Source organism: Streptomyces durmitorensis, from assembly GCF_023498005.1.
GTDB classification, from domain to species: Bacteria; Actinomycetota; Actinomycetes; order Streptomycetales; family Streptomycetaceae; genus Streptomyces; species Streptomyces durmitorensis.
On record NZ_CP097289.1, the window covers coordinates 7439560 to 7461703 of the forward strand.

Annotated in this window: 20 protein-coding genes; 9 read left to right on the forward strand and 11 right to left on the reverse strand. The window is 70.9% G+C overall.

Translation table 11 applies throughout. The features are described 5' to 3' along the window. Window positions 1-32: 32 nt before the first annotated feature. Window positions 33-1115 (forward strand): Zn-dependent alcohol dehydrogenase, encoded by a 1083-nt coding sequence (locus M4V62_RS33225; RefSeq protein ID WP_249590886.1) that lies wholly within the window; start codon window positions 33-35, stop codon window positions 1113-1115. A gap of 259 nt (window positions 1116-1374) precedes the next feature. Beyond that, a complete protein-coding gene (locus M4V62_RS33230; protein ID WP_249590887.1) occupies window positions 1375-2745 on the forward strand; it encodes an MFS transporter in 1371 nt (456 codons plus the stop codon). On the opposite strand, the gene M4V62_RS33235 is transcribed toward M4V62_RS33230, so the two are convergent. The 3 genes from M4V62_RS33235 to M4V62_RS33245 form a co-directional block, all read right to left on the reverse strand. Then, the gene (locus M4V62_RS33235) at window positions 2711-3757 is read right to left on the reverse strand and encodes an urea transporter (protein WP_249590888.1); all 1047 of its coding nucleotides are present in this window, start codon (window positions 3755-3757) and stop codon (window positions 2711-2713) included. The two genes, M4V62_RS33230 and M4V62_RS33235, sit on opposite strands and share 35 nt — an antisense overlap. 56 nt (window positions 3758-3813) lie before the next feature. Continuing rightward, complete coding sequence (locus tag M4V62_RS33240; RefSeq protein ID WP_249590889.1) at window positions 3814-4521, reverse strand: ArsR/SmtB family transcription factor; 708 nt, start codon at window positions 4519-4521, stop codon at window positions 3814-3816. A gap of 65 nt (window positions 4522-4586) precedes the next feature. Beyond that, a complete protein-coding gene (locus tag M4V62_RS33245; RefSeq protein WP_249590890.1) occupies window positions 4587-5237 on the reverse strand; it encodes a TetR/AcrR family transcriptional regulator in 651 nt (216 codons plus the stop codon). Between the two features lie 96 nt (window positions 5238-5333). Here M4V62_RS33245 and M4V62_RS33250 point away from each other — a divergent pair, with 96 nt between their 5' ends. From M4V62_RS33250 to M4V62_RS33260, 3 genes are all read left to right on the forward strand, one after another. Beyond that, complete coding sequence (locus M4V62_RS33250; protein ID WP_249590891.1) at window positions 5334-6485, forward strand: acyl-CoA dehydrogenase family protein; 1152 nt, start codon at window positions 5334-5336, stop codon at window positions 6483-6485. An 86-nt stretch (window positions 6486-6571) separates the two neighbouring features. After that, entirely contained in the window at window positions 6572-6862 is a 291-nt protein-coding gene (locus tag M4V62_RS33255) for a YiaA/YiaB family inner membrane protein (protein ID WP_249590892.1), read from the forward strand. 69 nt (window positions 6863-6931) lie between these two features. Continuing rightward, window positions 6932-7564, forward strand: coding sequence for a TetR/AcrR family transcriptional regulator (locus M4V62_RS33260; RefSeq protein WP_249590893.1), 633 nt, complete (start codon window positions 6932-6934; stop codon window positions 7562-7564). Window positions 7565-7594: 30 nt separating this feature from the next. Here the strand turns inward: M4V62_RS33260 and M4V62_RS33265 are convergent, their stop codons facing one another. Next, window positions 7595-8059 (reverse strand): MaoC family dehydratase, encoded by a 465-nt coding sequence (locus M4V62_RS33265; RefSeq protein ID WP_249590894.1) that lies wholly within the window; start codon window positions 8057-8059, stop codon window positions 7595-7597. Window positions 8060-8176: 117 nt separating this feature from the next. Between M4V62_RS33265 and soxR the strand changes: the two genes are divergently transcribed. Next, window positions 8177-8644: a redox-sensitive transcriptional activator SoxR gene (soxR, locus tag M4V62_RS33270; RefSeq protein WP_249590895.1), complete on the forward strand. Its 468-nt coding sequence runs from the start codon at window positions 8177-8179 to the stop codon at window positions 8642-8644. Here the strand turns inward: soxR and M4V62_RS33275 are convergent. After that, complete coding sequence (locus M4V62_RS33275) at window positions 8601-9992, reverse strand: uracil-xanthine permease family protein (protein WP_425575309.1); 1392 nt, start codon at window positions 9990-9992, stop codon at window positions 8601-8603. The two genes, soxR and M4V62_RS33275, sit on opposite strands and share 44 nt — an antisense overlap. Window positions 9993-10009: 17 nt before the next feature. Next, window positions 10010-11179 (reverse strand): aryl-sulfate sulfotransferase, encoded by a 1170-nt coding sequence (locus tag M4V62_RS33280; protein ID WP_249590896.1) that lies wholly within the window; start codon window positions 11177-11179, stop codon window positions 10010-10012. 94 nt (window positions 11180-11273) lie between these two features. Between M4V62_RS33280 and M4V62_RS33285 the strand changes: the two genes are divergently transcribed. Beyond that, window positions 11274-11906 carry a helix-turn-helix domain-containing protein gene (locus M4V62_RS33285; RefSeq protein WP_249590897.1) on the forward strand — a complete coding sequence of 211 codons (633 nt, stop codon included), beginning with the start codon at window positions 11274-11276 and terminating at the stop codon, window positions 11904-11906. Window positions 11907-13165: 1259 nt separating this feature from the next. Here M4V62_RS33285 and M4V62_RS33290 read toward each other — a convergent pair. Next, a complete protein-coding gene (locus M4V62_RS33290; RefSeq protein WP_249590898.1) occupies window positions 13166-14260 on the reverse strand; it encodes an RNA ligase (ATP) in 1095 nt (364 codons plus the stop codon). A 102-nt stretch (window positions 14261-14362) separates the two neighbouring features. Beyond that, entirely contained in the window at window positions 14363-15085 is a 723-nt protein-coding gene (locus M4V62_RS33295) for a 3-keto-5-aminohexanoate cleavage protein (RefSeq protein WP_249590899.1), read from the reverse strand. A 40-nt stretch (window positions 15086-15125) separates the two neighbouring features. Here M4V62_RS33295 and M4V62_RS33300 point away from each other — a divergent pair, with 40 nt between their 5' ends. After that, the gene (locus M4V62_RS33300) at window positions 15126-15644 is read left to right on the forward strand and encodes a hypothetical protein (RefSeq protein WP_249590900.1); all 519 of its coding nucleotides are present in this window, start codon (window positions 15126-15128) and stop codon (window positions 15642-15644) included. Window positions 15645-15678: 34 nt separating this feature from the next. On the opposite strand, the gene M4V62_RS33305 is transcribed toward M4V62_RS33300, so the two are convergent. Then, complete coding sequence (locus M4V62_RS33305; RefSeq protein WP_249590901.1) at window positions 15679-16287, reverse strand: hypothetical protein; 609 nt, start codon at window positions 16285-16287, stop codon at window positions 15679-15681. Between the two features lie 249 nt (window positions 16288-16536). Here M4V62_RS33305 and M4V62_RS33310 point away from each other — a divergent pair, with 249 nt between their 5' ends. Further along, window positions 16537-19353 (forward strand): penicillin acylase family protein, encoded by a 2817-nt coding sequence (locus tag M4V62_RS33310; RefSeq protein WP_249590902.1) that lies wholly within the window; start codon window positions 16537-16539, stop codon window positions 19351-19353. A 28-nt stretch (window positions 19354-19381) separates the two neighbouring features. On the opposite strand, the gene M4V62_RS33315 is transcribed toward M4V62_RS33310, so the two are convergent. Then, window positions 19382-20653, reverse strand: a complete 1272-nt coding sequence (locus M4V62_RS33315; protein ID WP_249590903.1) for a serine-threonine protein kinase — start codon at window positions 20651-20653, stop codon at window positions 19382-19384. 107 nt (window positions 20654-20760) lie between these two features. After that, entirely contained in the window at window positions 20761-22089 is a 1329-nt protein-coding gene (locus M4V62_RS33320) for an MFS transporter (RefSeq protein WP_425574959.1), read from the reverse strand. Window positions 22090-22144 lie beyond the last annotated feature (55 nt).

Here is a 22144-nt window from a genome sequence, read left to right on the forward strand (position 1 = left end):
GCGCCCAGTCCGCATCCAAGGAGTACGTCACCGTGGTCCGCGCCGCTGTTCTGCCCGCCGTCGGCTCTCCCCTGGAGATCACCGAGATCGACCTGCCCGAGCCGGGCCCGGGCCAGGTGCGGGTGCGCCTCGCCGCCGCCGGGGTCTGCCACTCCGACCTGTCCCTGACCAACGGCACGATGCGGGTGCCCGTGCCCGCCGTGCTCGGGCACGAGGGTGCGGGGACGGTCGTGTCCGTGGGCGAAGGGGTCACGCATGTCGCGCCGGGCGACGAAGTGATCCTCAACTGGGCGCCTTCCTGCGGAAGTTGTCACCCCTGCTCGCTCGGCGAGGTGTGGCTGTGCGTGAACGCGCTGGCCGGCGCCGCCGACGTGTACGCCAAGCGCGCGTCCGACGGCACCGACCTCCACCCGGGCCTGAACGTCGCCGCCTTCGCCGAGGAGACGGTGGTCGCGGGCAACTGCGTGCTGCCTGCCCCCGACGGCGTCCCGCTGACCGATGCGGCGCTGCTCGGTTGCGCCGTGCTCACCGGGTACGGCGCCGTGCACCACTCGGCGAAGGTCCGCGAGGGCGAGACGGTGGCGGTCTACGGGGTCGGGGGCGTGGGCCTCGCGACACTCCAGGCGGCACGGATCGCCGGTGCCTCGCAGATCATCGCGGTCGATGTCTCCCCGGAGAAGGAGGAGTTGGCGCGGTCGGCGGGGGCGACGGAGTACGTGGTCGCCTCCGAGAAGACGGCGAAGGACATCCGCAAGCTGACCGGCGGCCAGGGCGTCGACGTGGCGGTGGAGTGCGTGGGGCGCGCGGTGACGATCCGTACGGCCTGGGAGTCCACGCGCCGCGGCGGGCGTACGACGGTGGTCGGCATCGGCGGCAAGGACCAGCAGGTCACCTTCAACGCCCTGGAGATCTTCCACTGGGGCCGGACGCTCTCGGGGTGCGTGTACGGGAACTCGGACCCGGCGGTGGACCTGCCGGTCCTCGCCGGGCACGTCCGGGCGGGGCGCCTCGACCTGAGCGGCCTGGTGACCGACCGGATCGCGCTGGACGGGATCCCCGCGGCCTTCGAGAACATGGTGGCGGGCAAGGGCGGGCGGGCGCTGGTGGTGTTCTAGCCGCGCCGGGCCCTCGCGTGCTGCTGGACGCGGGCGCCTTGGTTGCCGTTATCACCGGCTTCGCCGAGTTCGTCCTCAAACGCCGGACGGGCTGAAAGATTCCGGCCGGGCTGGATATCTCCAGCCCGGCCGGCGTTCGGCCATCGCGAGAGAACCCTCTGCGTGAACCGTTGACCACATACCCACTGGTCGGTACGGTCCCTGCAATCACACGCCCACCCCCTGTCCCGTCCCCGGACCCACCGGAGTGTGCACCCGCATGGACCCCGCACCGTCCGCTCCCTCAGCGGCTCCCCACCCCGACTCCGCCCAGTCCGAGAAGCAGAGCCCGGCGGATCCCCACCGCCGCAAGGTGGCCACCGCGGCCGCCCTCGCCTCGGCCGTCGAGTGGTACGACTACTTCGTCTTCGGCATCGCCGCCGCCCTCGTCCTCGGCGACCTCTACTTCCCCTCCGGCAGCTCGTCCGCCGGAGTGCTCGCCGCGTTCGCCACCTTCGCCGTCGGTTTCCTGGCCCGCCCCATCGGCGGCATCATCGCGGGTCATCTCGGCGACCAGCGCGGCCGCAAGCCCATGCTGGTCCTCGCGCTGACCCTGATGGGCCTCTCCACCACGGGCATCGGCCTGCTCCCCACCTATGAGACGGTCGGCATCGCCGCGCCGATCCTCCTCGTCACCCTCCGCGTGTTCCAGGGCATCGCGGTCGGCGCGCAGTGGGGCGGCGCGATGCTGATGGCCACCGAGTACGCCCCCGAGGGCAAGCGCGGCCTCTACGGCAGCCTGGTCCAACTGGGCGTTCCCATCGGCGTGGTGACCGCCAACACGGTCTTCCTGGTCGCCGGGGCCGTCACCAGCGAGAGCACCTTCGAGGCATGGGGGTGGAGGGTGCCCTTCATGGTCGGCCTCCTCGTCCTCGTGCTCGCCTGGTACATCCACACGCGCGTGGAGGAGACACCGGAGTTCCGCGAGGCGGAGCGCACACTCGCCGAGAAGGAGAAGAGCCAGAAGGGCGCGGGCGGCGAAGGCGGCAACTCGCCCCTGCGCACCATCCTGCGCCACCACCTCGGCACGGTCTTCCTGGCGGGCGGCTCCTTCGCGGTGAACACCGCGACCTTCTACATCATCATCACCGGCGTCCTCGACTACACCACCCGCGAACTCGACATGAAACGCAGCGCGGTCCTCACCGTCTCGCTCTGCGTCAGCCTCACCCAGCTCGCCCTGATCCCGGCGTCCGCGGCGCTCTCCGACCGCATCGGGCGGCTGAGGATCTACGCCCTTGGTGCCGCGGGGCTCGCGGTCTGGGCCGTGCCGATGTTCCTGCTCATCGACACCGGTTCGCTGCTGTGGCTGTCCGTCGGCACCTTCGTGACCAGCTGTTTCCTCAGCATCATGTACGGGCCGCAGGCCGCGCTCTTCGCGGAGCTGTTCACGGCGGAGATGCGCTACACCGGAGCCTCGCTCGGCTACCAGATCGCGGCCGTGTTCGGCGGCGGGCTCGCGCCGTTCGTGATGGTGCTGCTCCTGGAGGCGACGGGCACGTCGATGGCCGTCGCCGTGTACATCATCGGCCTCGCGGTGATCGCCCTGATCTCCATCAAGGTGCTTGCGGGGCGGGCGAGTTCCCGCTGACGGCACCGGCCGTCGGCGACACGTCCGGCGCCGTCACGTCCGACGGCGCCGGATGCGTCGTACGCAGCCGCGAGAAGGACCTGGCCGCCGCCAGGAACGCGAGCGTCGTCAGGACGAACGGCCAGGTGAACGTGTGGCCGCCGGACGGCGCGAGGAGCGCCGACATCGCCGCGCTGACGGCGGTCGCGGTGGCCGCGCCCACCGTCGCGTACGCGAGCGTCGCGCCCCGCGCCGGGAGGAAAACGCCGCACAGCGCGAGCGCGACGAGCACCGAGTTGTATCCCATCGTGCCGTCCGCGATCTGCGCGGCCGGCGCCCCGAGTGCCCACGCCGAACCGATCCCGACCGCGCTGCCGAGGCACGCCACGGCCCCCGCGCGACGGCTCGCCACGAAGAGGCCCACGAGCAGCACCGCGCCGACGTACCACTGCGGCATGAAGAAGATCTGGGCGAAGTCCGCGAAGAACGCCCGTGCCAGGTCGTCGAGTTGGAGGGATGTGGGACCCGTCGCCGCGCGCGTCAGTGCGGCCAGGGCGTCCCCGTGGTGCCAGACCCGCTCGAAGCCGGGTGCCGCGATCGTCGTCGCGCTCGCGAGCAGGCAGTACGGCAGCGTGAGCGAGGGCAGGTCCCAGACGGCGAGGAGGTTGACGGCCGCCGCCGTGACGACCGTGACCACCACGCAGCCCGCGAGGGCGAGCGCGGCCGTGGAGAGGTGTCCGGCGCCGAGGAACACGGCGAAACACAGCGCGGTGAGGCAGGCGTTGAAGCCTTCGAGGCCGGTCGACACGCGGTCGTGCGCCGCACCGAGGAGTCGCGCCGTGGCCGTGCCGACGGCCGTTCCCGCCAGGCCGTAGAGGCCGTACTGCCAGCCCGCGGCGAAGAGCGCCACGCAGAAGATGGCCCCTGCCGCCGCGCTGGGCAGGAAGGTGACCTGCGCCTGGCCGCGCAGGACGTGAGCGGCGAAGGGCAGGGCCCCAAGTGGCTCGCGCCTGCCATCCGTTGAGTGCCGCACGGCTCACTCCCGTGTTACGTCCATGTTTCACCCGACAAGACAGATGCACCTTACATCTACTTATCGGGTGCGGCGATACCGAGGTGCGTCTCCAGGGCCAGGGCCCCCGCCGGTGTCACCTTGACCGCCCGCTCCGAACCGATCCGCACGCACCACCCGGCGTCAAGAGCGTGGCGGCACAGCGCCGCGCCCGCGACCCCCGCCAGATGCGGCCTGCGCTCCGTCCAGTCGAGGCAGGCGCGGGCCAGCGGGCGCCTGCCGGTGCGCTCCAGGGCGATGCCCAACTGCCCGAACCAGCCGACCCCTTGGTCGGTCAGGGCGAACCCCGTGTCCTGCCGCAGCAGCCCGCGCTCCGTCATCGCCCGGGTGATCGTGATCCCCAAGTGGCCCGCCAGGTGGTCGTAACAGGTGCGCCCGCGCGCCATCGCCCCGCTCGCACTGGACTCCCGCAGCGTGCGCGGCGGCCTGGCCGCGGCCCCGCCCGGCCGCACGTACGCGGTCAGATCCTCGACCAGCTGTGCCACCCGCGCGTCGGCCAGGCGGACATAGCGGTGCCGCCCCTGCCGTTCCTCGGTGAGCAGCCCTCCCGCGACCAGCTTCCCCAGGTGCTCGCTCAGCGTGGAGGCGGCGACCCCCGCGTGCCGCGCCAGCTCGCCCGCGGTCCAGGCCCGGCCGTCGAGCAGCGCGAGCAGGCAGGCGGCGCGCGTCTCGTCGGCGATGAGCCCGGCGAGCGCGGCGAGGCGTGGGGTGGCGGGATCCGTCATGGCTCAAGGATGCGACGGGAACGGTTCGGTGCACACCGAAGAGTCCTCCGGCGGCCGCAGGACCGTCATCCGATGGGCGCCGTCACCTGCGCGTACTGGAGCGCGAGCCCGTCGAGCAGTGCCCGCAGGCCCGTCTCGAAGGCCCGCTCGTCGATCTCCTGCTGGCGCTCGGCCAGGAGGTGGGCCTGGCCCAGGTGCGGATAGTCGGCCGGGTCGTAGGCGGTCTCGTCGTCCACGAAGCCGCCGGCGAAGGAGCCGAGGGCCGAGCCCATGATGAAGTACCGCATCAGCGCGCCGATCGACGTGGCCTGCGCGGCGGGCCAGCCCGCGTCGACCATCGCGCCGAACACCGCGTCCGCGAGCCGCAGTCCGGCCGGGCGGCGGCCAGGGCCGCTCGCGAGCACCGGAACGATGTTGGGGTGCAGGGTGAGCGCCGCGCGGTAGGAGACGGCCCAGTCGTGCAGCGCCGTACGCCAGTCGCGCTCGTCGGCGGCCTCGAACATCGACAGGTCGACCTGCGCGCTCACCGAGTCCGCGACCGCCTCCAGGATCTCGTCCTTCGTGCGGAAGTGGTTGTAGAGCGAGGGTCCGCTGACCCCGAGCTCGGCGGCGAGGCGTCGTGTCGAGACGGCGGCGAGGCCCTCGGAGTCCACGAGCGCGCGCGCCGTCTCGACGATGCGATCTCTGCTGAGGAGGGGCTTGCGCGGTCGGGCCATGCGGCACATAGTAGGGCTGCCGTAAGAAACTAGCAGTGCTAATTTAAATCCGGCCCGAAGACCGGTCCCCAGCGTCGATCCGAAGAGGTGCCCCCGATGAATCTGGAGCTCAGCGAGGAGCAGTCCGCCGTCCGGCAGCTGGCCAAGGACTTCGTGGCCCGCGAGATCGCCCCGCACGTCATCGAGTGGGACCGCGCCGAGAGCGTCGACCGGTCCATCGTGAAGAAGCTCGGCGAGGTCGGTTTCCTCGGGCTCACCGTCGACGAGGAGTACGGCGGCTCGGGCGGCGACCACCTCGCCTACTGCCTGGTGACCGAGGAGCTGGGGCGCGGCGACTCGTCCGTGCGCGGCATCGTGTCGGTCTCCCTTGGGCTCGTGGCCAAGACCATCGCGTACTGGGGGAGCGAGGAGCAGAAGCGGCAGTGGCTGCCGGGGCTCACCTCCGGGGAGCTCGTCGGCTGCTTCGGGCTCACCGAGCCGGGCACCGGATCCGACGCGGGGAACCTCTCGACGAAGGCCGTGCGCGACGGCGGCGACTACGTCATCAACGGCTCCAAGATGTTCATCACGAACGGCACCTGGGCCGATGTCGTGCTCCTCTTCGCGCGCACGAACGACGCCCCCGGGCACAAGGGCGTCTCCGCCTTCCTCGTGCCCACCGACACCCCGGGCCTGAGCCGCCGCACGATCCACGGCAAGCTCGGCCTGCGCGGCCAGGCCACCGCCGAGCTGGCCCTCGAAGACGTCCGTGTCCCGGCGTCGGCCATGATGGCGCCCGAGGGCAAGGGCTTCTCGGTCGCCATGTCGGCGCTGGCCAAGGGGCGGATGTCGGTCGCCGCCGGGTGCGTGGGCATCGCCCAGGCCGCCCTCGACGCGGCGGTGACGTACGCGACCGAGCGCGAGCAGTTCGGCAAGGCCATCGCGGGGCACCAGCTGGTGCAGGAGCTGATCAGCGACATCGCGGTGGACGTGGACGCCGCGCGCCTGCTGACCTGGCGGGTCGCCGACCTCATCGACCGCGGGCAGCCCTTCACCACGGAGTCCTCCAAGGCCAAGCTGTTCGCATCGGAGGCCGCGGTGCGCGCCGCCAACAACGCGCTTCAGGTCTTCGGCGGTTACGGCTACATCGACGAGTACCCCGCGGGCAAACTGCTGCGCGACGCCCGCGTGATGACCCTCTATGAAGGCACGAGCCAGATCCAGAAGCTGGTCATCGGGCGGGCGCTGACAGGGGTTTCGGCCTTCTGAGCGCGCCGGTTGCGCAGGTGACCTGAGTACGGGAGCTGAGTACGGGAGCGGATGTGGCGCCGCCGCTCCCGGGCGAGGCTCTGATCATGAGTGAGACACCGGTCAAGCAGCAGAGCACCACCGCCTACTACGGTCAGGCGGTCGCGTCGTTCGCCGTGGCGCTCGGCGCGACGGCGGTCGGCATCTACAGCCTCGACGTCAGCGGCTGGATCCGCGCCTTCCTCGCCATTTCCGTCCTGTACCTGACGACGTCCGCGTTCACCCTCGCCAAGGTGATCAGGGACAGACAGGAGGCGGACCAGCTCGTCAGCCGCGTGGACCAGGCCCGTCTGGAGAAGATTCTCGCCGAACACGACCCGTTCAAGCCGGTGGCCTGACCGGCGTCCTAAGCGCTTGCTCACCGTCAGGGGTATGGTGTCCCTCCCGACCGGCGGAAGGAGTGGGCGATGAGCACGGCGGAGAAGACCGAGGGCGATGACCTGCCATGGGGCGAGGTCACGCCTGATGCGGCGCGGCGGCTGCTGATCGCCGCCGTCGAGGCCTTCGCCGAGCGTGGGTACCACGCGACGACGACCCGGGACATCGCGGGCCGCGCCGGCATGAGCCCGGCGGCGCTCTACATCCACTACAAGACCAAGGAAGAGCTGCTCCACCGCATCAGCAGGATCGGCCACGACAAGGCCCTGCTGGTCCTGCGCACCGCGGCCGACGGTCCGGGCAGCGCGGCGGAGCGCCTCGCGGAGGCCGTGCGCTCCTTCGTCCGCTGGCACGCCGACCACCACACCACCGCGCGCGTGGTCCAGTATGAGCTGGACGCGCTCGGCGAGGAGCACCGCACGGAGATCGTCGCGCTGCGCCGTCAGTCGGACGCCGCCGTGCGGGACATGATCAACGACGGGGTGCGGGACGGGGAGTTCGACGTCCCCGACGTGCCGGGCACCACGCTGGCCGTGCTCTCGCTCTGCATCGACGTGGCCCGCTGGTTCAACGTCGCGGGCCACCGGACGCCCGACGAGGTCGGCGCGCTCTACGCCGACCTCGTGCTGCGGATGGTGGGTGCTCAGGAGCGGGTCTCCTGAGCCCCGGAGCTCCGAAGCTCCCGGGCGCCCTCAGAAGTAGTAGCGGGAGACCGACTCCGCGACGCAGGCGGGCTTCTCGCTGCCCTCGCGCTCGACGGTGACCACGGCGGTCACCTGCACGCCGCCGTCCTTGGTCTGCTCGACCTCCTTGAGCACGGCGGTCGCCCGCACCCGGGAGCCCGAGGGGACGGGGGAGGGGAAACGGACCTTGTTGGTGCCGTAGTTGACACCCATCTTCATGCCCTCGACCCGCATGACCTGCGGCACCAGGCTCGGCAGCAGCGACAGCGTCAGATAGCCGTGCGCGATGGTCGTCTTGAAGGGGCCCTGCGCCGCCTTCTCCGCGTCCACGTGGATCCACTGGTGGTCGCCCGTTGCGTCGGCGAACAGGTCGATCCGCTTCTGGTCGACCTCCAGCCAGTCGCTGTGTCCCAGCTGCTCGCCGACCCCGGCACGCAGGTCGTCCGGCGACGCGAAGATCCTCGGCTCTGCCATGTCCCTGGCCTCCTCAAAGTATTCGAACTAAGCGCTTGCTCAGCATGCTGTGTGCGCCGACGTGTGTCAACGGACCAGTCATCCATGGCCGACGGAGCAGCCATTAGGGTGTGAGGGGTGCCCCAGATCCCAGAGAAGATCCACGAGCTCACGGTCGGCCAGTTGTCGGCCCGCAGCGGCGCGGCCGTGTCCGCCCTGCACTTCTACGAGTCCAAGGGCCTGATCTCCAGCCGCCGCACGTCGGGCAACCAGCGCCGCTACCACCGTGACGCGCTGCGCCGCGTGGCCTTCGTGCGCGCCGCCCAGCGCGTCGGCATCCCCCTCGCCACGATCCGCGAGGCACTCGACTCGCTCCCCGAGGAGCGCACCCCCACCCGCGAGGACTGGGCGCGCCTGTCGGAGACCTGGCGCTCGGAACTGGACGAGCGCATCAATCAGTTGGGCCGTCTGCGCGATCACCTCACGGACTGCATCGGCTGCGGCTGTCTCTCCCTGGAGACGTGCGTGCTGTCCAACCCGGACGACGTCTTCGGCGATCGCCTCACCGGCTCCCGTCTGTTGGTGGAGCGGCGGCCTCGGACTTAGTGGTCTCGGGCGCTGCGGCCTCGGGTGCCGTGGTCTTGGGTGCCGTGGTCTCTGGTGCCGTGACCTCGGGCCGTTCGCGTGGCCCCAGGTGGCGGAAGGCCGCGCTCAGGATCACCGCGGCGAGCGCCCCCGCCGCCACCCCGCTGCCGAAGATCGTGTGCGCCCAGGGCGGCAGCGGTGCGTACAGGCCGGGGGTCATCACCGGCAGCAACCCCACGACCAGGGCGAGGGCGACGACGATGCTGTCGGTGCCGTGCGTGAGGTCGACCCGGGAGAGCATGCTGAAGCCGAGCACGGCGATCACCGCGTAGATGACCAGGCCCGCGGCGCCGACCACCGGCTCCGGGATGGCGGCGAGCAGTCGTGTCAGCGGGGTGAGGAGACCGCAGACGACGAGCAGCACGCCTGCGCCTGCCGTGACGAACCGGCTGCGTACGCCCGTCAGTTGGACGATGCCGATGTTCTCGGCGCTGGTCACCATCAGCGACGTACCGAAGACACCGGCGCCCAGCGAGACGAGGGCGTCGGCGCGGGCGATGCGCGGTACGTCCCTGCCCGCGTCCGGGGTGCGGCCGACCGCCTCGCTGTTGAGCACCGTCTGCCCGGTCGCCTCGGCGAGCGAGGCGAGCGCGAAGACGAGCAGCGGGATCGCGGCGAGCAGGTCGAAGTGCGGGGCGCCGTAGGGGAACGGGTCCGGCAGCGCGAACGCGGCGCCGGACGCGAGATGGATGTCCGTGCCGAGGAGGAGCGCGATGGCGGTGCCGCCCACGAGGCCCAGGAGGACCGCCATCTGCCGCCATACGCCCCGCAGGACGAGGAAGAGGACCGCGATGACGCCGAGCGTCGCGAAGCCGGGGCCGGGGCCCGACGCCACCATCGGCGCGGTCACCTTGACCATGTTGATGCCGATCAGGACGACGGTCGTCCCCATCACCAGGGGCGGGAACAGCCGCACGATGCGGCCGTAGAAGGGCAGTACGCAGATCAGGAAGGCGGCGGCGACGAGCACGGACCCCGATGCCGTCGCGGGCCCGTACTCCTTCCCGATCTGCAGGAAGATCGCCACCGCGGCCCCGCCCGGCAGCATCAGGAACGGCAGCCGGGCGCCGACACGCAGCGCCCGCACGCCGAGTGACTGGAGAAGCGCCCCGATGCCGCACAGCACCAGCGTGGCGCTGAGCAGCGATGCCGTCTGGGCGGCGGTCAGGCGCAGCGTCGTGCCGATCAGGATCACCGAGGAGACCGGGGCCGCGATCCCGGCGAGCAGGTGCTGGAGGGCGAGCGGCGCGAGACGGGGCAGCGGGAGGCGCTCGTCGACGGGGGCGACCGCGGGGGCCACGGGGGTCACGGGGGCGACCATGGGGGTCAGCCCTTTGCTGGTGCGGGCGTCGGTGCGGGCGTCGGGGTGGGCGTGAGCCAGGGGAGTTCGGACGCGGCGTAGCGGTAGGCGCGGAAGACGGCGTTGGGTTCGGAGGGGAAGAGCTTGCGGACTTCCTCCTCTTCATAGCCGCCGAAGAACGGCACGACGTACTCCCAGCACAGATAGCCGTCCGCGGTGACCTCGAAGAGGCGGCCCGCGGGGGAGTCGGTGATCAGGGTGTTGCCGTTCGGCAGGCGCTGGGCGCTGCCCATGAAGGGCGCGAAGAACGCTTCGCGTGCCGGGTCGTGGTACTCCCAGACGACCTTTCCGCTCGACCGCTCGATCTCGATGACCCGGCTGAACGGCACGTCCCAGTGCGGACGGAAGACGCCGTTGTCGAAGACGAGGAAGTTGCCGTTCGGCAGTTCGGTGGGGCAGTGCTGCTGGGAGACGACGCCGGGCTCGGAGCGCCAGATGATGTCGCCCGTCTCGCGGGATATGACGACGACGGCGGAGACCGAGCGGAAGCTGGCGAGGATGTTGCCGTCGCTCGTCGGCAGGACGCTGTTGATCAGGGGGTAGTGCTCGCGGGCGTAGTCCGGGTGGAGGGGGAAGTCCGCGCGGCCGAGGTGCTCGGAGACCTTCCACTCCCAGGTGGTGTTCCCCTCGGCGTCGACTTCGACGATGGTGTCCGCCCATACGGTGCCGCGGCCGGCGTCGGATCCGGCCTCGGATCCGGGCACGCCGCCTTGTACGGCTGCCGCGTCCGCGCCGGTGAGGGGTTCGAGGGCGGTGTAGAGGAGCCGCCCGTCGCCGTAGTGGTGCGCGTCGTGGTGCTGGTAGCGGTCGCGGTGCTCGCGCAGGACCGTGCCGTCCGGGGCGATCTCCTGCATGATCCCGCCGCGGTACTTGTGCCACATGGGGAAGAGCGCGGGCTCGTCGGGCAGTACGCCGCTGTAGGCGAGGTTCCCGTTCGGCAGGATCCGTGCGTGGCGTCCTGGGCGGTGCGGGAGGTTCCACTGGTGGGCGATGTCGCCGTGGGCGTCGATGAGGTAGACCTCGCCGTTGCCGGTGAGCGGCGCGAAGAGGGTGTAGCCGCCGTAACTGGCGTCCTCGTCCAGGGCCATCAGGCCGGTGCCGCGGCGGCGGCGCTGATTCTGGTCCACGGGGGGCATGGGTGAGTCCTTTCGCTGTCCGATACTCGCTGTCGGCTGCTTAAGTTTCTTAAGCAGCGCGAAAGAAGTTAACTCAAGGGATAGGCTCAGCGATATGGGTACGACTGAATCGAGCGAGTCGAGTGAGGCGGGCGAGCCGAGTGGCGCGAGCGAGGCGGGCACTCCGCGGATCGGTCCCGGGATTCGCAGGCTTCGCCGCGCCCTGGATCTGACGCTGGCCGATGTGGCGGCGCGGGCGGGGGTGTCGGCGCCGTTCCTCAGCCAGGTGGAGAACGGCCGCTCCCGGCCCAGCATGGGATCCCTGCAGCGCATCGCCGACGCCCTGGACACGACGGCCGTCCAGCTCCTGGCCGCGGCGGATCCGCCGCGGCCGGTGGATGTGGTGCGCGGCGGATCGGCTTCCGTGAGGGAGGGGGAGGGGGAGGGGGCGCGCGAGGCCCGGATGCGGCCGCTGGTCCGGGGTCATCAGCGGCTGCACGCGCTGGAGTTCACCGGGGACCACGACTGGGGTCGCGAGTACCGCCACCGCAACGACGAGATCCTGTACGTGGCCGATGGCTCGGCCGAGGTGGAGGCGGACGGCTCCGTGTACCGCCTGGAACGGGGCGACACGCTGTACTGCGCGGCCGAACTGCCGCACCGCTGGCGCCCGTTGGAGGAGGGGACGCGGGTGTTGGTCGTCGGGATCGCGGACGGGGTGAGGGTGGTGGACGACAGGGGGTGCTGAGGTGCGGGCCGGTGCCCGGGGCGGTGCGGGGCTGTCTTGGGGGCGGGGCCGCGCCGGTATGTCCGTCCTCGCTATCGTCCGGTGGCCGCAGAGCTACTTCGCTGCTGGAGCGCCGCGAACCGTGCTCCGGGCAGACATACCGGCACGTCCCCTCACGAGCGCTGCCGACTGCGAGTCCGTGGGGCACGGGGTCCCACGGCTACGGGCCCACCCCGCGGGTACGTCCCCCACCCACCCCATTCGCGTACGACTCCCCACCCACCCCGTGTTGGTTGCGTCCCTCCCACCGGCCTTGTGTCGGTTCCGCTCCCCACCCACCCCACTCTTGTACGACTCCCCACCCACCCCGTGTCGGTTGCGTCCCCCCCCCACCGGCCTTGTGTCGGTTCCGCTCCCCACCCACCCCACTCTTGTACGACTCCCCACTCACCCCGTGTCGGTTCCGCCCCCTCCCGCGGGCCTTGTGTCGGTTCCGCTCCCCACCCACCCCACTCTTGTACGACTCCCCACCCACCCCGTGTCGGTTGCGTCCCTCCCACCGGCCTTGTGTCGGTTCCGCTCCCCACCCACCCCACTCTTGTACGACTCCCCACCCACCCCGTGTCGGTTGCGTCCCCCCCCACCGGCCTTGTGTCGGTTCCGCTCCCCACCCACCCCACTCTTGTACGACTCCCCACTCACCCCGTGTCGGTTGCGTCCCCCCACCGGCCCTGTGTCGGTTCCGCTCCCCACCCACCCCATTCGCGTACGACTCCCCACCCACCCCGTGTCGGTTGCGTCCCCCACCCGCCCTGTGTCGGTTCCGCTCCCCACCCACCCCACTCTTGTACGACTCCCCACCCACCCCGTGTCGGTTGCGTCCCCCCCCACCGGCCTTGTGTCGGTTCCGCTCCCCACCCACCCCACTCTTGTACGACTCCCCACTCACCCCGTGTCGGTTCCGCCCCCTCCCGCGGGCCTTGTGTCGGTTCCGCTCCCCACCCACCCCACTCTTGTACGACTCCCCACCCACCCCGTGTCGGTTGCGTCCCCCCACCCGCCCTGTGTCGGTTCCGCTCCCCACCCACCCCCTGCGATGCGGAACACCCCACCCCACTCACCCCTTGTCGCTGCGGGGCAATCGGGTGGGTGGGCGGGAAAGCTTGTTCGTTCAGGGGCGGATGCGGGGTAATGGGCGGGTGGGTGGGAGAGGCCCGTTCGGCGGAACGCCCGCCGGGGCGGGTGAGACCAGGCGCCCACCCCGGCAGCGGGGTACACCGCTACTCGTACTCCGTGCCACCCTTCCGCGTCAGGTACGCGGGACTGACCGCCTTCGCGATGGCGCGACCCCCCGTCACGGGCGAGTACCGCTCGGCCGCAGGGCGGATCACGACCCCCTCGCGCAGATGCAGGGCGCAGCCCGACACCGTCTCGCGGCCCGTGGCGGTCTCCAGGACGCGGGAGGCGTCGTACGGGCCCTCGTACAGGCGCGGGACCAGGGGGAGTTCACCGGCGAGCACGGCCGCCGGGTCCAGCCAGCGCACCTCACCGTCGATCTCCGCGCTCACGTCGAAGACCGCGTACCCCAGCGTCTCCCGACGACCGTCCGCGCCGTAGGCGAGATCCTGCACCCCCGCCCCGTACACCTCGCCGAAGACGCCCACCCGGCGCGCCCCGAGCCGCTCGGCCAGCGCCGCCGCCACCGCCGCGACCCCGTGGCCGTGGACCGCGCGCCAGTAGAGATTGCGCGGATCCTCCTTCAGCGCGAGGGACTTGGAACCGAAGCCCTTCGACGAGACGTGCACCCGGCCGCCCCCGCCCCCGCCCCCGCCCCCGCCCCCGTCCGCGACGTACGTCAGCAGGCAGGCGGAGCCGTGCAGCTTCTCCGTGACGACCACCGGTTCGCCGGGCGCGAAGATGTCCGGGTAGCGCTGGATGTTCTCGATGTCGACCCACGGCAGCAGATCCGGTGCGGACTCCACGTCACCGTTCATGGTGGGCGGGATCGGGGGCACCCACTTGGCCACGCCCAACCGCTCCGCGAAGTCCGTGCCCCGCGCCGCCGCCCGCGCCAGGTCGACCTCCGCGAGCGCACGCGGCCGGCACACGATGCCCTGTGACAGCTCGCCCCGCAGCCGTACCGCCTTCACCCGGTCCGACTTGCCGCCCGCGAGCCGGCCCGTGAGCCCCAACTCCTCGATCAGGGGCGCGGGAAGCACGGACTGCTCGGGGATGTAGAGCGCCACGTCCCCGGTGCGGTACGCGCCCTTCGCGACGACCGCGCGGTACAGGCCCACCTGGGCCAGTTCGAGGGCGTCGGCGTTGGGATGCTCATGGATGGTCAGTACTTCTGCGGTCACGCGCAGCGTCGACATGGGACGGGCTCCTGGGTTCTACGACGGTCATCGACGTCCACTGTGCCGACGACAAAGCGCTGGAGCGATCCAATATGCGACTGGTAGCGTCTCGCCGCCCCCTCAGGAGAGCGGCCTGCTCAGCAGGGAGAACGCCGCCGCCACCAACTCGGCGTTGGACGCGGCCCGTTCCCCGTCCGGCAGGACCAGCGTGTCCTCAAGGCCGATGCGCGTCGCGAGCCCCAGCCGTCCCGCGAGCCGCAGTACCGGCCAGGTGCCGCCCTCCTCGCCGTGCAGCAGGACGGGGCGGCCGTGCGCCCGTCCGATGGCGGCGAGGAGAGCGCGGGCCGAGTCGCGGGCCGTCGCGGGGTCGGGGTCCGTCACCTCCGCGAGGACCCGCAGGACCCGCGGTCCGAGCGCGGACGCCGTGAACCGTTCCGCGCTGTCCGTGCCGGACCAGATGCCCGCCTCCACGCCCACGCCCCGGTCCAGGAGCGCCCCGGCCACCGCTTCCGCGCCCGGCTCGTGCCAGTTGACCGACGCGTGGTCGGGCAGCACCGTCCACGCGCGGATGTGGGCGACCCGCTCGGCCGGGTCCGGTTCGGCCCAGGCTCCCGTGGTCACCCCGACCGGGACGGAGGTCACGGACCGGACGGCTTCCAGCGCGGCCGCAACCGCGCGTGGCGCCAACGTGTCTTGTCCACAAGGGGTCTTGGGGTGTACATGGACATCCCGGGCGCCGACCGCGACAGCCTCTGCCGCGGACTCGGCCATCGCCCCGGGGGACAACGGGATCAACGCACCATCGCCCGCGCCGCGGGCGCCGTTCAGACATACCTGCATCACCACAGGACAGCACAGACGACGACACGCAGGGGGAGCGCCGATGGGAATCGCCATCTGTTCGTTGAAGTGGGACTCCGCGCGCACGGGCCGACAGAAGATCACGTACGACAGCGACGGCTACCACCTCGTACGGTTTCCGTACGCGGACACCGAGGAGTCGTACGACCCGTGGCACATGCACGACCCGAGCAAGGGCAGCACGAACCCCTCGCAGTTCCCCGACGCCCGGTCCGGGCTCATCTGGCCGAGCCACGACGGCTGGGGCACCCTGTCGGCGATGATCTTCTGGGAGCCGGACAGCCGGCCCACCGAGTACCGCGCCCGCTACGTGCGCGACCCCCTCGGCGGCTCCACGGGGTACGACTCGACGGCCACCACCGACTGGGTGCCCACCAAGGGCGGGCAGTACCGGACGCACACCTGGCAGATGTTCGTGCACCCGCAGACACCGGTCGGCCTGAAGATATCGGCACGCGGCGCGGGTGACGTGAAGATCGCCGCGCCGCTCATGTTCGCCGAGTTCAAGCTGGCCATCCAGTGGGACGTCGCGACACCTTAGGTCCTCTCGCCCTGGCCGCCACGGCGGCCGGACGTCACGCCGAGACCAGCGGCCGTTCCCGCCGTGCCCGCGCCCGTGCCATCGCGGCGGGCGTGAGCACCGGGGCCGGCACCACGATGCCGCAGCCCGTGCAGACGGCGCCCGAGGAAGGCTCGTGCGCCAGGCCGTGTGTCCAGACGAGATCGGACTGCGCGCACACCGGGCAGACCGTGCCCGGCTCACGCTCGAGCGCCGCTATGAGCCGACGCAGTACCTCGGCGAGTGATGCGGCGGGGTGGACGCCGGGGTCGTCGCACCAGGCGACCCCGCACCCTCCCCAGGTGCAGCGGTGCCAGTCGTCCACGCTGCCGGGGCTGCGGAGCCCGTCGTGCTTCTCCTTGCGGCGGCGCTCGGCGAAGCCCTCCTCGTAGGCGAGCCAGACCGCCCGCGCCGCTTCCAGTTCATCCAGCGCGGCCACGAGCCGCGCCGGGTCGGGCGACCGGTCCTCGGGCCCGAAGCCCGCCCGGGAGCACAAATGGTCCCAGGTCGCCCGGTGGCCGTAAGGGGCGAACCTCTCCAGGCACTTGCGCAGCGAGTACCGTCGCAGTGCCAAATCGCTCAGCGGATCACGCACCTGTCTCGCGAGACTCCGGAATCCGGCCATCGCCCTGCACCTCCGTCGCACGTTCTCGGACGTTGCCGAGTAGACGTATCGACACGCGATTCGGCTCCCTTGTGGCCCATCCGATTTCAGATGGCTGTCATCAGACCCGCGATGTGGAGCTCTGAGCAGTGCTGATGTGGCGATTCTGGAAAGGCGACGCATGTTCATCTTCCGGGTTCGGCAACCCGCCAGTAACCTCCGCCCCAACTCCCTCCCACAGGAGCACAAGCGGAGCCCAGAGGAGCACACATGCGACAGCGCATCGTCCGGCTCAGAACCCTCACCGCCACGGCGGCGCTCGCGCTCGCCGCGGGTCTCCTCGCGCCGCAGCCGGGGACGGCCGCCGCCGACGAGCCGCCACCGGCGACCGACTACTGCGGGGCGCAGTGCGCGGACGTCCTGCCGCCCGGCGCGAACGGCAACGCCACACTCGCCGAGATCCTCAGCCACCGGGTGTTCGGCACCCAACCCGCGCACGCGAACGACCAGTTGGGCCCGTACGACGCGCTCTCCTCCGGCTATCAGTCCCTCACCGACGACAAGCTGACGGAGTTCTTCAACGACGCCTCGTTCGGCGTCCGCGACGGCCAGATCGCCTCCGTCACCAAGCCGCGCGACGACGTGACGATCACCCGGGACAAGAAGTACGGCATCCCGCACATCAAGGGCAGCACGCGCTATGGCACCGAGTTCGGCGCGGGCTTCGCGGCCGGGCAGGACCGGCTCTGGCTCATCGATCTGTTCCGGCACATCGGCCGCGGCGAGCTGACCTCGTTCGCGGGCGGCGCGCTCGCCAACCAGGGCCTGGAACAGCAGTTCTGGCCACAGGCGCCGTACACGGAGAAGGATCTGGAGAAGCAGGTCGAGTACATCAGGTCGACCCAGGGCGAGCGCGGCAAGCAGGCCATGGAGGACGCCCAGGCTTACATCGACGGCCTCAACTCCTACCGGGTGAAGTCCAAGAACGGCCGCTACTTCCCCGGTGAGTACGTCCTGACCGGCAAGATCGACGCGATCACCAACATCGGCGAGATCGAGCCCTTCAAGATCACCGACATGATCGCCCTCGCGTCCGTCGTCGGCGGCCTCTTCGGCAACGGCGGCGGCGGAGAGGTCGAATCGGCTCTCTCCCTCCTGAAGTCCCAGGAGAAGTACGGCGTGGAGAAGGGCACGAAGGTCTGGGAGTCCTTCCGCGCCCGCAACGACCCCGAGGCCGTCCAGACCATCCACGACGGCACGAGCTTCCCCTACGCGGGCAAGCCCAAGGACGCGCGCGGCACCGCGATGCCCGACGCGGGCTCGGTCGAGCGCGAACAACTCGTCTACGACCGGGAAGGCGGCGCCAAGACGGCGGCCAAGGACCCGGTCAAGGCGCCCAAGAAGCTCAAACCGCTCCAGGGGATGTACGACGACGGCGTGCTGCCCGGCGACCTGTTCCAGCAGGACGGCCACAAGAAGGGCATGTCGAACGCCCTCCTCGTCTCCGGGAAGCACACCGCGAGCGGCAACCCGGTCGCCGTCTTCGGGCCGCAGACCGGCTACTTCGCGCCTCAACTCCTCATGCAGCAGGAGCTTCAGGGCCCCGGCATCAGCGCGCGCGGCGTCTCCTTCGCGGGCGTCGGCATGTACGTCCAGCTGGGGCGCGGTCAGGACTACGCCTGGTCGGCCACGTCCGCCGGGCAGGACATCACGGACACGTACGCCGTCGAGCTCTGCGAACCGGGCGGCGGCGCCCCCACGAAGCAGTCCACCCACTATCTCCACCACGGCACCTGCACCCCCATGGAGAAGCTGGAGCGCAAGAACGCCTGGAAGCCGACCCTCGCCGACTCCACGGCCGCGGGCTCCTACCGCATGCAGGTCTTCCGCACGAAGTACGGCGTCGTGACGCACCGCGCGAACGTCGAGGGCAAGCCCGTCGCGTACGTCTCGCTGCGCTCCACCTACCGCCACGAGGCCGACTCGATCATCGGCTTCCAGATGCTCAACGACCCGACGTACGTCAAGGACGCGTCGACCTTCAAGAAGGCCGCCCAGAACATCAGCTACGCCTTCAACTGGTTCTACGCCGACTCGCGCGACACGGCGTACTACAACAGCGGCGCCAACCCGCAGCGCGCCAAGGACATCGACCCCGCCCTGCCCGTCAAGGCCCAACAGGCCTACGAATGGCAGCACTTCGACCCGGAGAACAACACCTCGGCACAGACGCCACCGGCCGAGCACCCGCAGTCCGTCAACCAGGACTACTACATCTCCTGGAACAACAAGCAGGCCAAGGACTTCAGCACGGCGGGCTTCGGCATCAGCGCCGTGCACCGCGGTGACCTGCTCGACGGACGGGTGAAGAAGCTCACCGAGGAGGGCGGTGTCACGCGGGCCTCGCTGACCCAGGCCATGTCCGAGGCGGCCGTGACCGACCTGCGCGGCGAACAGGTGCTTCCCGAACTCCTCAAGGTGGTGCGGAGCAAGCCGATCACCGACCCCCAACAGGCCAAGGCGGTGCAGCAGTTGGAGGCCTGGCGCAAGGCCGGGGCGCAGCGCAACCAGACGGCGGCCGGCTCCAAGACGTACGCCCATCCCGACGCCGTACGCATCATGGACGCCTGGTGGCCCCTCCTGATCGAGGCCGAGTTCAAGCCGGGCATGGGCAAGGAGCTGTACGACGCGCTGACGGCGCAGCTCGGCACCGACGAGTCACCGTCCGCCGGGCACGGCCCGACCGGGGCGCACGCCGGATCGGCCTTCCAGTACGGCTGGTGGGGCTTTGCGGACAAGGACCTGCGGTCCGTGCTCGGGCAGCCCGTCGAGGGCGAGCTGGGCGACGCGTACTGCGGCGAGGGGAAGCTGGACGCCTGCCGTGACGCGCTCCTTGCCACCCTGACACAGGCCGTGGCCAAGCCCGCGACCGAGGTCTATCCCGGCGACGACAGCTGCAAGCCCGGCGAGCAGTGGTGCGCGGACTCGATCATCCACCGGGCGCTCGGCGGCATCACGCACGGGCCGATCCAGTGGCAGAACCGGCCCACGTACCAGCAGGTCGTCGAATTCCCCAGGCACCGCTAGAGAAGAGGCATTCCTAAGGAAAAAGGAGTCACGCCCGAGCGATCCGCCCTGCGGCGAACACGACACGCGCCAGCTCCTCATGGCAGATGTCGCTGTGCGCGCCGGAGGGCGGACCGCCGCGCCGCACCACCGACGACGCGTCCACGCTCACGCACCCCTTGGCGGGGATCGCCCGGCCCAGCTTGACGCGTTTGGCGCCGTCCACCGCCCGGATGCCGTCGTACCCGATGGCGCCCCAGCGCTCCCAGAGGCCGAGGAAGGTCGAGGAGTCCCCGGCGATCTTCGACGCCAGGGGATAGATCTTGCCCAAGGCGTCGTCGTGCCGGGAGTAGCAGGACACCAGCGGGCCGTCGATCCGCCGCTGCACTCCGGCCAGTGCACCGCCGCGCGAGGGAGCGTGCGGCAGGCGCTTGGAGAACGCGTAGTGGGAGAAGGCCCCTTGGAGCAGCGTCGTGGACTTCACGCTGCGCACCGGCGCCGGCATCCCGCGCAGCGCGTACGACACGAGCCGTGCCCCGAAGCTGTGCCCGATGAGATGCACGCGCACGTCCGGTGCCTCGCGGGCGAGCAGCCCGATCGCGGGGCCGAGGCCCAGCTGGCCAACGGAGCCCGCCCGGCGTTTCATGGCGTAGTAGCTGGCCTGGCGCAGGAGTTCGTGCGCTCCGTTCCACAGACGTTTGCGCAGGCTGCCGAAGAGCTCCTGCTGTCCGGTCTCCTCCATCGCCGCGGCGAACACCTGGCACACCTCGACCGCGTCGTCGGTCAGCATGGCGGGCTCGCCCGCCCAGGTGTCGTTGGCGAAGCGCTGGGCCGCGCTGTTCTGGTGCACGGCGACCAGGTCGCGTACGAGGCGTCCGTACTCGTAGAGGCGCGAAGGCACCTCGGAGCGCTCCTCCAACAGGGCTCCGATGCGCCGGAGTTGCTCTTCGTGTTCGGGGAACGTGTGCGTCAGGAGGAGCCGGGTCGGCTCGTCGAGGAGGGGACCCAAGCCGGGCGGCGGGCCCGCCCCGGTGTCCGTGAGCGAGGGTTCGAAGTCCGGGATCCGCTCGTCGGGGAAGCGGATGGCGGGCCAGAGCACGCCCACGTATCCCAGGCGTACGCGCGGTCCCGCGAGCCCCTGGCACGGAGCGTAGAACCGTCGGTAGAGGTCGGTGGCCATGTCTTGGTCGTTGTTCCAGCCGTGCGCGAGGACGAGGAGATCGGTGACGCGCTCGGCGGCCACCTCGGCGAGGAGGTGGTCGCGCTGCGTGGTGTCGACGTCCCCGTCGGCGTCGAAGGTCAGTTCCCAGTAGGGCTCCACGCGGCCATCGTCCTGCGGCCCCGGTGTACTGACCAGATGTCCCGCAGTACGCGGTTGGGGCAGGCGCCCCCTCCTGGCGGCACCTGCCCCGACGCGGTCCGCCGGTTTCAGGCCAGTTCACGCTCGCGGGTTTCCGGCAGCGCGAGAACACACACCAGGGACACGACCGCCATCGCGCTCACGTACCAGCCCACCGACGAGGATCCGAAGGCGGACTGCAGCCGCGTCGCCACCAGCGGGGAGACCGCGCCGCCGAGCACACCGCCGAGGTTGTAGGCGAGCGAAGCGCCCGAGTACCGCACGTTCGTGCCGAACAGCTCCGGCAGATACGCGCCCATCGGCCCGTACACCACGCCCATGCAGAACAGCGCGCCGCCGAGCGCCAGGGCCATGAGCACCGGCTGCTCGGTGTCCAGGAGGGGGAAGAGCACCAGGCCCCACACCACCGCGAGCCCGGCGCCCGCGAGGACCAGCTTGCGGCGGCCCGCACCGTCGGAGCGGGTGGCGGCGAGCCATGTGCCGGCCGCGAGGAAGAGGCAGGCGACCAGCGAGAGGCCCAGCATGGTGTTGCGGGAGACGCCCAGGGTGCCGGTGGAGTAGGCGAGGCAGTACGTCGTCGCCGTGTAGAAGAGCCCGTACGCGACGATCATCCCGCCGGCGCCGAGCAGCAGTTCGCGCGGATAGCGCCGCAGCACGTCGAGCGTGGGGACCTTGCTCGCCTCCTGCGCGTCCATGACCTTCGCGAAGACCGGCGTCTCGCTGATGCGCAGGCGCACGAAGAGCCCGACGCCGACGAGGAGGAAGGAGAGCAGGAACGGCACGCGCCAGCCCCAGGACCTGAACGCGTCGTCGGACAGGACAGCGGACAGCAGCCAGAAGACGCCGGTCGCCGCGAAGAACCCGACGGACGGACCGAGTTGGGGGAAGGCGGCGTACATCCCGCGCTTCTTCTTCGGCGCGTGCTCCACCGCGAGCAGCGCGGCCCCGCCCCACTCGCCGCCGAGGCCGATGCCCTGGAGGAAGCGGAGCAGGATGAGCAGGATCGGCGCCCAGATGCCCAACGTGCCGTATCCGGGCAGGAGTCCGACGAGCGCCGTCGAGAGCCCCATGAGCAGCAGCGAGGCCACGAGCACCGACTTGCGGCCGACCCGGTCGCCGAAGTGCCCGAAGATCACCGACCCGATGGGCCGCGCCGCGAACGCCACCGCGTAGGTGGAGAAGGAGGCGAGGGTGGCGTTGACCGGGTCGAGGGTCGGGAAGAACGCCTCGTTCAGGACGAGGGCGGCCGCCGTGCCGTAGATGTAGAAGTCGTAGAACTCGATGGCCGTCCCGATGAAGGACGCGACGGCCACCCGGCGCATGCTCTCGGGGCTGCCGTCCTTGTCGGCCTCGCCCTGGACCTGCTGTTTCTCTGCTGCTGTCGTTTCACTCCGCACGACCGGCACTGTCGCGTTGGATGTAGGGGGCAGTCAATAGCCGGGACGGCTTGTC

Bases quoted from the DNA above. Each gene is read 5' to 3' on its own strand.
- M4V62_RS33230 (WP_249590887.1), top strand. From the start codon at position 1,375: ATGGACCCCGCACCGTCCGCTCCCTCAGCGGCTCCCCACCCCGACTCC.
- M4V62_RS33240 (WP_249590889.1), bottom strand. From the start codon at position 4,521: ATGACGGATCCCGCCACCCCACGCCTCGCCGCGCTCGCCGGGCTCATC.
- M4V62_RS33245 (WP_249590890.1), bottom strand. From the start codon at position 5,237: ATGGCCCGACCGCGCAAGCCCCTCCTCAGCAGAGATCGCATCGTCGAG.
- M4V62_RS33250 (WP_249590891.1), top strand. From the start codon at position 5,334: ATGAATCTGGAGCTCAGCGAGGAGCAGTCCGCCGTCCGGCAGCTGGCC.
- M4V62_RS33255 (WP_249590892.1), top strand. From the start codon at position 6,572: ATGAGTGAGACACCGGTCAAGCAGCAGAGCACCACCGCCTACTACGGT.
- M4V62_RS33260 (WP_249590893.1), top strand. From the start codon at position 6,932: ATGAGCACGGCGGAGAAGACCGAGGGCGATGACCTGCCATGGGGCGAG.
- M4V62_RS33265 (WP_249590894.1), bottom strand. From the start codon at position 8,059: ATGGCAGAGCCGAGGATCTTCGCGTCGCCGGACGACCTGCGTGCCGGG.
- M4V62_RS33280 (WP_249590896.1), bottom strand. From the start codon at position 11,179: ATGCCCCCCGTGGACCAGAATCAGCGCCGCCGCCGCGGCACCGGCCTG.
- M4V62_RS33285 (WP_249590897.1), top strand. From the start codon at position 11,274: ATGGGTACGACTGAATCGAGCGAGTCGAGTGAGGCGGGCGAGCCGAGT.
- M4V62_RS33290 (WP_249590898.1), bottom strand. From the start codon at position 14,260: ATGTCGACGCTGCGCGTGACCGCAGAAGTACTGACCATCCATGAGCAT.
- M4V62_RS33300 (WP_249590900.1), top strand. From the start codon at position 15,126: ATGGGAATCGCCATCTGTTCGTTGAAGTGGGACTCCGCGCGCACGGGC.
- M4V62_RS33305 (WP_249590901.1), bottom strand. From the start codon at position 16,287: ATGGCCGGATTCCGGAGTCTCGCGAGACAGGTGCGTGATCCGCTGAGC.
- M4V62_RS33310 (WP_249590902.1), top strand. From the start codon at position 16,537: ATGCGACAGCGCATCGTCCGGCTCAGAACCCTCACCGCCACGGCGGCG.